The sequence below is a fragment of the Polaribacter sp. MED152 genome (genome assembly GCF_000152945.2).
Lineage (GTDB): Bacteria > Bacteroidota > Bacteroidia > Flavobacteriales > Flavobacteriaceae > Polaribacter.
Genome location: NC_020830.1, coordinates 656,316 through 668,388 on the forward strand (window position 1 = coordinate 656,316; position 12,073 = coordinate 668,388).

At 29.6% G+C, this 12,073-nt stretch carries 9 protein-coding genes; 2 read left to right on the plus strand and 7 right to left on the minus strand.

Annotated features, from left to right (window positions below):
- Positions 1-31: 31 nt before the first annotated feature.
- A complete protein-coding gene (locus tag MED152_RS03100) occupies positions 32-1,501 on the plus strand; it encodes a cellulase family glycosylhydrolase (protein ID WP_368085807.1) in 1,470 nt (489 codons plus the stop codon).
- Here MED152_RS03100 and MED152_RS03105 read toward each other — a convergent pair.
- Positions 1,494-2,702: a glycosyltransferase gene (locus MED152_RS03105; protein WP_015480397.1), complete on the minus strand. Its 1,209-nt coding sequence runs from the start codon at positions 2,700-2,702 to the stop codon at positions 1,494-1,496. The two genes, MED152_RS03100 and MED152_RS03105, sit on opposite strands and share 8 nt — an antisense overlap.
- A 99-nt stretch (positions 2,703-2,801) precedes the next feature.
- The gene (locus MED152_RS03110; protein WP_015480398.1) at positions 2,802-4,064 is read right to left on the minus strand and encodes an oligosaccharide flippase family protein; all 1,263 of its coding nucleotides are present in this window, start codon (positions 4,062-4,064) and stop codon (positions 2,802-2,804) included.
- Between the two features lie 126 nt (positions 4,065-4,190).
- Between MED152_RS03110 and MED152_RS03115 the strand changes: the two genes are divergently transcribed.
- Positions 4,191-6,254: a tetratricopeptide repeat protein gene (locus MED152_RS03115; protein WP_041383341.1), complete on the plus strand. Its 2,064-nt coding sequence runs from the start codon at positions 4,191-4,193 to the stop codon at positions 6,252-6,254.
- Positions 6,255-6,359: 105 nt separating this feature from the next.
- On the opposite strand, the gene MED152_RS03120 is transcribed toward MED152_RS03115, so the two are convergent.
- From MED152_RS03120 to MED152_RS03140, 5 genes are all read right to left on the minus strand, one after another.
- Entirely contained in the window at positions 6,360-8,807 is a 2,448-nt protein-coding gene (locus MED152_RS03120; protein WP_015480400.1) for a DUF4114 domain-containing protein, read from the minus strand.
- Positions 8,808-9,028: 221 nt separating this feature from the next.
- Positions 9,029-9,346 carry an Hpt domain-containing protein gene (locus MED152_RS03125; RefSeq protein WP_015480401.1) on the minus strand — a complete coding sequence of 106 codons (318 nt, stop codon included), beginning with the start codon at positions 9,344-9,346 and terminating at the stop codon, positions 9,029-9,031.
- 2 nt (positions 9,347-9,348) lie between these two features.
- Positions 9,349-11,052, minus strand: coding sequence for an ATP-binding protein (locus MED152_RS03130; protein ID WP_015480402.1), 1,704 nt, complete (start codon positions 11,050-11,052; stop codon positions 9,349-9,351).
- Positions 11,052-11,591, minus strand: coding sequence for a heme NO-binding domain-containing protein (locus MED152_RS03135; RefSeq protein ID WP_015480403.1), 540 nt, complete (start codon positions 11,589-11,591; stop codon positions 11,052-11,054). Before MED152_RS03135 ends, MED152_RS03130 begins: the two co-directional genes overlap by 1 nt.
- 2 nt (positions 11,592-11,593) lie before the next feature.
- Positions 11,594-12,004 carry a response regulator gene (locus MED152_RS03140; protein WP_015480404.1) on the minus strand — a complete coding sequence of 137 codons (411 nt, stop codon included), beginning with the start codon at positions 12,002-12,004 and terminating at the stop codon, positions 11,594-11,596.
- Positions 12,005-12,073: the final 69 nt, after the last annotated feature.

A 12,073-nucleotide genomic window follows, 5' to 3' on the forward strand; every position in this document is an offset into this window, starting at 1 on the left:
GAATAAATATATGCTTAGAATATTCATAATCATGAGTTACGTTTTAGTAATCTCAGTGATCACTTTTTTAATAAGTTCGCTTTTCACCTATTTAAATACTGGTGCAGATAGAGCTAAAATTCTACATTTAGAAGTAAAAAAGGAAGTGCAGTATTTACCAAAACTAACTTGGGCAGAAAATGGCAATGAAGGTAGAGAAATGGATGACCAAGTGCTTAATAGCATAGAAAACGATTATTTAGATGCATGGTATGTAAAAAACGTAGCTTTTAGAAATAACGACATCACTGGTATTGAAGATTTTTATACAGAAAGTGCCAGAGTAAATTTATATGATAATATTTATAAAAACAAGCTAGATTCCTTAACCATAGAATCAACAACATTTAAACACAAACCAGATATTCTATTTTTTAGTGAAGATGGACAATTAATTGTGCTTGAAGATAAAAATGTAATTGAGTATAAAAAGTTCTATGAAAAAGATGAGCTAGTTTTTGAAACCACAGAAGAAAATTCTTACAAGGTAATTCTATTATTAGAAGATGGTTTTTGGAGAATTAGACACATGGTAAAACAATCTTCTAAACCAATTGCACCAAGGTTTGATGCTGTACCTATAAATTTTACCATGAAAGGTATCAACTATTACCCTAAAGATACTCCTTGGGATATGTTTGGTGACGACTTTAAGCTTAGAGTGATAAAAAAGGATTTTAAAATAATTCGAAAAGCAGGCTTAAACAGTATTAGAATTTTTATTCCTTATGAAGATTTTGGAAGTGCAGTTGTACTGCCAGAAAAGCTAGAGAAGCTGAGAAAAGTTCTAGATGCTGCAGAAAAAAATAATCTTAAAGTGGTTGTTACCCTTTTTGACTTTTATGGGAACTATGACATTTTAGATTGGACGTTAAATCAAAGACATTTAGAAACAATTGTAAGTACATTTAAAGATCATAAAGCAATATTAGCTTGGGATCTTAAAAACGAGCCGAACTTAGATTTTGATCAAAGAGGAAAAGAAACTGTAATTTCTTGGTTAGAGCAAATGTTAATCCTAGTAAAATCGATAGATAAAAACCATGCAGTTACAGTTGGTTGGTCCAATACAGAAAGTGCTCATATTTTAAGTGATAAATTAGATTTTGTTAGCTTTCATTATTATGAAGATAAAGCCAATTTTGAGGATGATTATTTAGTGCTTAAAAAACAAATACCAAATAAAGAATTGGTGTTAGGTGAATTTGGTATTTCTTCATACAGTGGTTTATGGAAACCTTTTATAGGATCTCCAGAAAAGCAAGCCATATACCATGAAGAAATGCAAAAAGTCCTTAATAAAAATAATATTTCATTTTTATCTTGGACTTTGTATGACTTTGAAACTGTACCTTCAGAGGTTGTAGGGAAACTTCCTTGGAGAGTGAATCCTCAAAAAGAGTTTGGTTTTATAGACGTAAAAGGGAATAAAAAACCATCTTTTAAATTCATTACTAAATAGCAGATACATTTTTTACTGCACCACCTTTTTTAGCGATAATTTTTTCGAACTCCTCTAAATATATATCAGTTATTCTTTCCATTGGGTAAGCAGTAGCTGCTTTATAATTTGCTATTTCTAACTTAATTCTATGTGCTTCATTAGTTACAATAGCCTCAATAGCTTTAGCCAAACTTTCTGTGCTTTCTGGCTCAAAAAATTCTCCTCTGTAACCTTCATCTTCAATTAAAGTTGTTAAATCGCCTAAGTTTGGCATAACAACTGCTTTACCATAACTTCCTGCTTGATGCAATACTCCAGAACTACCTGTAGTTGATGTGTAAGGAAAAACAACTACTGCACTTTCATTGAATAAAGGAGCAACTTCTTCTTCTTCTACATAACCCGTAAATCTTAATTGAGGTACATGCTTATATTTTTCTTGAACATTTTTTAAATAACCAGGCACATTTGGATTATCTGTACCAGCAACAACTATTTCTAAATCTAAACCTGAAGAAGCTCTAACCATTTCTACAGCTTCAATCATTTTTTCAACTTTTTTATACGTACCAAATTTACCAAATGTCATTACTTTTAAAGGTCCTTCTGGTAGATCATGAGATGGTTCAGCTGGAATTTCAAATGTTCCATGAGGAATCATTTTTACATTTCCTGATTTGTACTTCTCTTCTAAGGTAGTTACATACTTATCCATAGTAACTGCAACTAAATCTGCTTTTAATATCAATTTCGTAAGAGTTGTACCAATAAAATTATAGACATTTTGTGCTATCTTGTTAGAAGTAAAACCTGCCTTATCTAAATCTACTTGTTCTAAGATATTGTGTAATAAAACTATAGTAGGTATTTTTTTCAACTTGCAAATTAATGGTAACATTAATCCAGTTGCTGCAACAATCTTCTTATCACCAAACTTCATAAATTGTAAGTTAAATAAAACAGAATCTGGTTTAACTTCAGAAATCGCCTTAGTTACATTTATAATGTTTTTATAACTATTAAACTTCCAACATTCTTTTACAGTAATTTTGCATCCGTTTTCTGTGAAAGAAATATCTTTTGCTCCAGGAGTTTCATCAGTTAATAAAACCAATTCAGTTACTTTTTCGCTCTGTCTAAAGCTTTTTACTAAATGATATGCATATTCGTTTAAAGTTACTTTACTTGGTGGGTAAGCTGTTACAATGGCGAGTTTCATAATTTTTATTTTTTTAAGTTATAACAAATTTCAATCATTTTTCTTGACTTTTTAGTCTATAAAAGATTAAAAGTAGAAAACTTTAGATGAATGGTATTATTATATAGTTTTTTTGATTTTTACTGATTTTGAGTGGTTTAAGAAGAAATAAGCCAATTGTACCCCTAATAATAACACCATAGCTATTATTTGTACATGAACCACTTGAGACAATGAATTATGGTATACTGTAACTAAAACCACTTGTAATAAACCAAATATTCCAGATAAAACCACTGGCACATATTTATCTAATGAAAGATAATAATAAGCGAATATGTTAGAAATTGCAAAAACTCCAGTAGCTGAGGCATATTTCCATAATAATGGTGCAATTTCTAAATAACTGCTACCAAATAAAATGTTTATTATTTGTTCAGGGAAAAAGAAACAAGCTACAATAATTGAAGCTGCAATCATACCAATGTAACCTACATACTTCATTAAAATTGGTAAAGTAGATTTACCTTCTTTCTTTAATTGAACAACAGTTGGTAATAAAAGCATTACAAACATCCAAGCTATAAAATATACAACTCTACCAATTAAAGCCAAAGACGCATATAAACCAGCTTCGTAAGAATCGAAATAGTGTTTTACTAAAAGAATATCACTATTATTAATAATAATTTGGGTCAATTCATAAAATGCGGTAATAATAAAAAAGTTACGAACTAGTTTGCTATTGTCTACATCTAATTTAAAAGAAGTTTTAAATGAAAATATTTTGTATTTAAAAGGCAGCATTCCAAATACGAACGAACATAAAATACCTACTGCAATTAGTACTGAAGAATCAAAATCTAAGAAATATAAAAGCGAAAATGTAATCAATAATCTACTAATCATTTCTGATTGATAGGTAACTGATAAAGAAGTAAGTTCTTGTTTTCCTTGAAAGACTCCCCTATTTACACTCATTAAAAAGTAAAAAGGTACACCAATACCAAAAAGTAAAAACATTTTAGAAGTTGATGTTTTAAAGAATTCTTGCAATTCTGCAGAGAAAAGAATAATGGCTAATGCCAAAATGATTCCAACAATAAAAGCTCTTTTGTAAAGGGTAGAAATGAATGATTGAAAACTTTCATTCTCAAATAACACTGAAAATTTAGCTGCGACTAATTGAAACGTCATTGCCACAAAAGACAAAACCAGTAAGAATGTTACTAAAATAGCTGCATCTGCAAATTTATCTGGACCTAAAAATCTACCAAGAATTAAATTGTATAAATAATTACCTCCATTTACCAGCAAAACACTTAGCATAAAAAGCTGTTCTGGCTTTATTTTGCTCTTAATGAGTTTAATAGTTGCATTCATGATTTTTTTTTTAATACAAATATCGAATAGAAAATGAATTTTTAAATAAATAATCGATGAAAAACAATTACCTTTAGATTAGCGTTACAATTTGAATGCTGAAGCCAAAAACCAATTTTAATACATATGCGAACGAAAAACCTCCTATTCCTTCTAATAGTATTCATAGCACAATTTACCTTTTCACAAGAAATGAAAGAAGGGTTTACCTACTTAGAAACAGGTAAATACAAAAAAGCAGAAGTTTTTTTCAAACAAATTTTAGAAGATTTTCCAACCAATAAAACTGCAAAACTTTGTTATGGAAGAGCTGTTGGTTTAACAGGTAATGCAACTAAAGCTACTAGAATTTTCACAGAGCTTTTAGAGAAATATCCAAATGATTTTGAAGTAAAACTAAATTATGCTGAATCTCTTTTATGGGGTAGTCAGTTTCAAAAGGCTAAATCTTATTATAAAAACCTGGTAGATGAAGATGATCAAAGTTTCTCTGCACTTTTGGGTTATGCAAATACTTTATCTAACTTAAAAGAGTTTGAGCAAGCAATTGTTTATGTAGATAAAGCTCTTAAAGTTTCACCTAACAATCCTAATGCACTTGTTAGTAAAAAGTATATGAGATTAGGTTTAGCTAATACAAAGGTTACAGATAAAGAGTATGATGAAGCAGAACGTATTTTAAATGAGAACTTTTCAAGTTTTAAGAATGATAAAGAAACATTACTAAACCTTGCCAATCTGTATTTGATTTCTAATCAGCCAGAAAAAGCAAAAGCAACCTATGAACAACTAGGCTTAGATCCTAAAAATAAATTTATCTCTTTAAACGGAATTGCATTAGCTCATCATATTAATGGAAAAGAGAAATTGGCTTTAGCAACTAGCAAAAAGGCATTAGAAGCCATTACTGAAAACACTAGTGAAACAGAAAAAAACCAAACTAAAGAAAGGTATATTCAAGCCTTAATTTGGAATAATAAATATACTGCTGCAGAAAGTGAAATTGATACTTTATTTGCAAATACAGATGAGCCAGAAAACTGGATGCTAAGTTTAAGAGCTACATTAAATATCTATAAAAGTGATTTTAAAAAGAGTATTGCTGATTACAATTTAATTTTAGAGAACGATAGTTCTTCTTTTGATGGAAATCTAGGGAAAGCAAATGCTTTAAAAGCTTCTGGTTTTTATGAGAATGCCTACAAAAGTGCAAACAACACTTTAAATTTTTATAAAAAGCAGAAAGATGCTACTCAGTTTATAAAAACACTAGACAAACAATTTACACCATTTGTAGAAACAAAAGCTGCTTATTCTTTCGATAATGGTAACAACAAAGCCTATTCGTATACCGTAAATTCAGAATTACCTTTGTCTACCAAATTTAAGCTTACAGGCTCTTACAATTACAGAACAACCTCAAATGATGTTTTAAACTTAGATGCAAAATCAAACAACATTCTTTTAGGTGCATCTTATCAACTATTAAATAACTTAACTGTAAATGGTAGTTTTGGTTTTACATCTTCTGAAGCAGAGAACAATAGTTTTAATCAGTTATTAGCAGATGTTAGTTTTAATATAAAACCATTTAAACTGCAAGATTTACAAATTGGTTATAAGAGAGACATACAAAGTTTTAATGCAGAATTAATAGACAGAGAAATTGTACAGAACAATTATATTTTAAACTACAGTTTAAGTACTAACTTTAATTTAGGATGGTTTACACAGTATTATTATACTTCTCAAAATGATGGTAACACTAGAAATCTACTATTCACTTCTTTGTATTACAATATTTTAAAGAAACCATCTTTAAAAGGAGGTTTTAATTATCAAAACATTTCATTTAAAAACCAAGTACCAACTATTTACTTTAGTCCAAGTAAATTTCATGCTGTAGAAGTTTTTATCAATCTAATTAAAGATGAAAATATTGCGAAAGAAAAAGAATGGTTTTATGGTTTAACTGCGGCTACTGGATTTCAGTTCATTGAAGATGATGAAAGACAAGGAACCTACAGAATACAAACTACTTTAGGTTATAAATTTTCTGAAAGAAGTTTACTAAACTTTTATGGCACAAGAAGTAATATAGCCTCTGCAACTGCTGCTGGTTTCACGTTTACAGAACTTGGCTTACGTTTTAAATGGTATTTTTTAGGCAAACCTATCTATAAAAAATAAAGACTAAAGAATTAACTTTAGTCTTTATATAAGGGTAAATTTTGGGTACTATGAAAAATTTTCTTGTTTCGTTTTTGATTTTTCAATCCTTTTCAATGGGTCTTCTTATTGGCTAATTACAAAAGTTCCTTTATGAACTCTTTTAGCATCGTCTTCTATTACGTACTTATAAATACCTGAGTTTACCTTTGGTGCTGTATAGTTTACTTTAGTACTAGAACCGCTAGTTGTAATCTTTTTAACATCTACTGTTCTACCTAATAAATCAAATACTTTAATATTTACGAATTCTGATGTATTTGGTAATACTATAGTAGTATTCGTTGCAAACGGATTTGGATAGTTAACCAATGTATTTTCATCAGATAAATTAAAGTCTTCTGCAGATAATACACTTCCTGCAGCACTTAATGCTAAATTATCTACAGATAATTGAAATGCTTTGTAAGTTGAGAAATCTCCAATTACAGAAAATACTATTGTTTTAACGTTTGCAATGGTTGCACTTTTTCCACTTGCATCTTTAAACATATCAAAATCAATACTCACAGCTCTCTTTGCACTACTTGCTGGTAAAGTATATCTTAATCTGTTTTCCCATGTTCTATCATCTTCTTGCATTATTACAATTTCTATATCTTGATTGTTTGCAATTTCTGCATTTACAAAATTATAGTCAGTTGCAACAACTGTTTGATCTCCAGCTAATAAATGTCTGAATAAGTTAATGTTACCTTTTACATCACCTGTTAATGATACATTTCTGTCTACATCAAAATTAGATTCATCATATACTCTATCTGAAGTTGATATTGCAAAGTCTGTCACAGTTGCTTGGTCATCTAAATAATCTAATCCCCAAGGACCATCTGCAAGATATAAAGCATCTTTTTGTGGTGAAGAAGCTGTTTCTAAAGACAAACCAATATCAAATAATACACCAGTTTGTACAGTTAAAATTTCACTATAGTTACCAGATAAGGTATACGTTCTAGTCATTTCTTCATAATCAGACAATTCTGTTTTAGCAATATTTCCCACAAATTCTAATGACGTTTCTTTTGTTTTATTAATAATCTCTAATTCTAAAACACCATTGGTATATTTACCAGACTTAACAAATACGTTTGGTAATACGTTATCTACTTTTGTACTTTTTAAGCCGTTTGTAGCAGTATGAGTGTCTATAATATGATTAGCAATTGCAAATACTTGAGAGAATGAACTACCCCAAATTTGAAAGTTTTGATAGTTTCCTGCAGGGTATTGATCTATATTCCAGAAGCTAAACAATTCAAATTCAGATCCGTCAGTTTTAATAGAGAAACTTAAGGTGTACTCTATATCTTCTGATGCTCTTTTAATTTTAGAGGCAATAATTTGATGACCTCTAGTTTCTACTGTTCTAATATCTTCTAAACTTGAGTTATTTAAACGATCACAGATAACTTTTGAATGATCATATATTTTACCTTCTGTAGATGTCGCTAATACTGCAGATACTCTTTGGTCTCCTTCATACATATCTAAAGAGAAAATTTCTACTGCATTTGTAATACCTAATAAATCATCTGGACTAGAAACTTGAGCTACTTCTGTTTTGTACATACCAGTCTCAGGTAAATAATCTGCTAATGAAGTAGCACCTGATTTGCTAGAATATGCACTTTTAGAAAACTTTAATTGATTCGCTTTCTTGTTTAAATTATGCTTTACTTTTTCTCTTTTAAAATTTCTTTTTGCAATTAAATTTGCTAAATCACCATTACTTTCTAAACCACCATCATTTGCAGAACTAACATCTGTTGCATCATCTACATCTGCATAGTTTGTAGTATCCATTGCTTCATAAGGGTTTGCAGTTACATAAAAAATGGCATCGTTAAAATCATTATCACATGAACCATAATCTCTTCTAATATCTTCAAAACCTAATATTACTCTTTCGTTATCTGGATCTGCTAATAATACATTGTGGTATCTTAAGTCTGCATTCGCTTCTGGATTAAAATCTGGGTTAGAATATAATTGCCAATGACCATTACCAACTGTTTGTGTAGTTTGGCTCCAAGCGTTTGCTAATAAAACCCAACCAATTCCTGTACCAGCTTTAAATGATCCTATTTTTACTTTATCTCCTACTAATAATCCTCCTCCACTTCCTAAAGCAGATGCATTAGGAAAAATAATTGTAATATCTTCTTTGGCAGGTGCACTTGTCATTGGGTTTTCTAAATCATATGTATAAAAACCTAAAACATTTCTGTAACCTGCACCTTCACTAATGAATGTAATCCAAACATCAGCATCATCATTTAATTTGATATCTGTATCATAACCTGCAGTAATGTATTGTGGGTTATAATCTGGAACAGGATAAGACTCAGGTAATGAGTTACTTATCATTTCTAAAGTTGCCACTGAAACAACATCTCTTTCTGGCTCTAAATATAATGGAGTTCCTAAAGCATCGTAACTTCCTAAAAAGTTGTATGATTGAGCAGCCATTCCTAAAGCGCTAAACGTAAATAAAATAAGTAGTAATTTTTTCATGATAAATGATTTATACCACAAATTTAACCGCAAATAGTGTTGTAAAATTTATTTTTCGGTTTCCTACAATTATTATGTAGATAAATTACAAATTAGTGTCGACGAATGAAATTGTGCAACGTTTAACGAAATGTTTTAACTGAATAAATATGACTACTATTTTGGATACATTTAGGCCTAAACCTATTTAAAATCAACAACTTTAATACTTGAGAATGGTACTATAAAGATGCTATAAATGAAGTGATGTTTTCTAAAATTTGATGAAATTCGTTTTGTAGATCAAAGTTATTTTCAAGTAAATTAGCCTCATAAGTATTGGCTATTTCATAACTTTTTTCAAGACCCAAAATACTTATTTTATGCTTTATTTTATGCACTGCCTCTTGAGTTTTCTTGGAATCTTTTGCCTCTAAATGGAGATAGTAATTCTCTTTTTCTTCAGGAAATTCTTCAATAACAATATCTAACAAAATCTTTTCAGTTTCTGCATCACCTTGCGCATACTGCTGTATAACTTTTAAATTCGGAGTTTCCAATATTATTTTTTTAGTGTGAAATGAAACGTGGTACCTTTATTCAGTTCAGATTCTAACCAAATTTCACCATTGTAAATATCGACAATTTTCTTAACTATAGATAAGCCAATTCCACTTGAATTTTCTGATTGTTTTAACGATTGAAATATTTTAAAAATCTTATCAAAATTTCGTTGTTCTATACCAATACCATTATCTGAAATCGTAAATTTATAAAACGACTTGAGGTCTTTAACATTAATATTAATAAAACCATTTTCCTTGTCATTAAATTTAATGGCATTACCAATTAAATTCTGAAAAAGTTGTTGAAATTTTGTTTTATCGCCTTTAATAACAGGTAGTTTGTCTTGAATATTTATGGTAATATTCAATGGCACATAAAGCATTTTTATAACCTCTTTTACCATAACATCTAAATCTACTTCATCCTCTTCGTTAACAGTTGCATCTAAACTAGAAAATTTTAGAACATCTGTAATTAAAGCATCCATTTTTTCTAAGGTAGTTTCTATATCATTAAAATTCTGTAAACTATCTTTATCAAAAACGTCTGCATTGTCCATTTTAATCCAAGAAGTTAAGGCTGAAATACTTCTTAATGGCGATTTTAAATCGTGAGACACAATATGAGCATACTCTTTAAGCTCTTCATTACTCTTTGCCAATTTAGATAAAAGATCTGCATTGTCTTTCTCTGCTTTTTTACGCTCTATTAAGTTTAAGGCACTTTTAAGTTGCATAGCTACCAAATTTGCAACACTTTCTAGGGTATTTATTTGCTCTGGCTTAAAGAAGTCTTTTTGTGTATGCCTTGCGTCTATAACCCCAATGATTTCTTTATCATTTATAATTGGTACTGAAATTATTGATAACTTTTCCTTACCGAAAGAAATATACCTATCTTCTAGGCTAGTATCATTTATTATTTCTGATATGCCCGATTTTGCAACAGAACCTAAAATACCTTCACCAACAGATAATTTTGGTCTATCATTAATTTTATCTGTATTGTAAGTAGCTATAGGCTCTAAAAATTTAGTGTCTGAGTTTATTAAATAAACAACGCAATTATCCGTATTTAGGTAACCTGTAATTTTATTAGTAATCTCCCAAGCAATTTCATTTACATCTTCTTTACCTAAAATAGATTTTGCTGTATCGTTTATTAAATCTAAAACAAGCTGCTTTTCTCTTTGTGAGGTAACATCTCTAATAATACCTTGTGCTGCAATAGGGTTATTATCTTTATCAAAAATTACACTAGCATTAATATTTACCCATTTTACATTTTTGTTTTTGGTAATTATTCTAGCGTTATAATCTGCAAACCTCCCTTTTTCAGTAAGTTGTGTAAAAGAAGCCATGGCATACTCATAGTCCTCATAATAAATTAAATCTACCACATTTACATCTTCTTCTTCTAGTGTAAATTCAAAGAACTTTTCTGCAACATCATTCATTTTAATAACATTGCCTTCTAAATCCATAACAAGATAGGCATCGTTAATATTCTCAAAAACCCCTTGTAGTTGAGAATTTTTCTCACCTAAAAGGCTTTCTAATTGTGCATTAACTTTTTTTAACTCTAATGAGGTATTGTAAAGTTCGCGAGATTTATCTTCAAGAATTTTTTCTGCTTGAAGTCTTGCTTTTTTTTGTCTATTTAATGCTCTATTTAATATTTCTTCTTTTTCTGAACTCACTAATTTTTTCGAATTATGAATCTTACTTCAGTACCATCTTCTGCTAGTTTTTCTAAAGTTATTTCTGCAGTTGTTTTGAAGTGTTTAAATGTTCTGTTCATTAATCCTAAACCAAAATAGTACATAGCTCTACTTGATTTGTACACCATGATTAATAAATCTTCTGATTTTTCTTCTACAACAAATGTTGGTAATTCTGCTTCAGGATATATTTTACGAACTTCTACGTGAATATGGTTCTCTATAGATGATAACATATCTATAGGATCTTTATAGGTATCTACAAGCCCCATATAACTTCTTTCGATAACGCCAAAAAAGTGTTCTCCATACACCAAAAGCAAGTCATCTATACTAATATTTGTTCGTTCGCTTAAGTTAGTTAATAAGGAAAGCATTTCCGAAAAATTATAGGTACCTATAGCAGTATAAACCCCTTCTGATTCTAATTCTGATGCCTCAATAATAGAGTCCACCATTTCCATTCCAAATTTTTCTTCTACAAGTTCTAAAAATTCGGTAAAAACAATTCCTTTCATAGTTAGTATTTTAAAAATTCATTTAGGCTCCAGTACCTAAAAATAGCCTTAATTTTAGCTTCGTATTCTTCGTATTTTAATGGTTTAAGCACATAACCAGCTATACCAAGTTTATAGCACTCGTGTATATCTCTCTCATTATTTGAAGTGGTTAAAATAATTACAGGAATATGCAAAAGATCATCTCTACCCTTCATAATTTGCATAAATTCTATACCATTTGTATCTGGCATATTTAAATCTAACAAAATTAAATTTGGCATGTCTTCTTCAATCCTTTCAAAAGCCTCTTTACCATTACTTGCAAAAGCTAATTCGTAATTATCTAAATCTTTAGCAATAGATCTTTTTAACTTTAAAACTTCTATTCTATCATCTTCTACTAGAAGTATTTTTAACTTATCTGTTCGCATTTGACTTTTGTTTAATTTATCAAAAATACCTTAAAGTTTATAGCCCGAACTTTACTGTAGATTAATTAA

What these genes read in the sequence shown, in the direction of transcription:
- MED152_RS03100 (WP_368085807.1), top strand. Translation starts at nt 32, where the DNA reads ATGAGTTACGTTTTAGTAATCTCAGTGATCACTTTTTTAATAAGTTCG.
- MED152_RS03105 (WP_015480397.1), bottom strand. Translation starts at nt 2,702, where the DNA reads ATGAAACTCGCCATTGTAACAGCTTACCCACCAAGTAAAGTAACTTTA.
- MED152_RS03110 (WP_015480398.1), bottom strand. Translation starts at nt 4,064, where the DNA reads ATGAATGCAACTATTAAACTCATTAAGAGCAAAATAAAGCCAGAACAG.
- MED152_RS03115 (WP_041383341.1), top strand. Translation starts at nt 4,191, where the DNA reads ATGCGAACGAAAAACCTCCTATTCCTTCTAATAGTATTCATAGCACAA.
- MED152_RS03120 (WP_015480400.1), bottom strand. Translation starts at nt 8,807, where the DNA reads ATGAAAAAATTACTACTTATTTTATTTACGTTTAGCGCTTTAGGAATG.
- MED152_RS03135 (WP_015480403.1), bottom strand. Translation starts at nt 11,591, where the DNA reads ATGAAAGGAATTGTTTTTACCGAATTTTTAGAACTTGTAGAAGAAAAA.
- MED152_RS03140 (WP_015480404.1), bottom strand. Translation starts at nt 12,004, where the DNA reads ATGCGAACAGATAAGTTAAAAATACTTCTAGTAGAAGATGATAGAATA.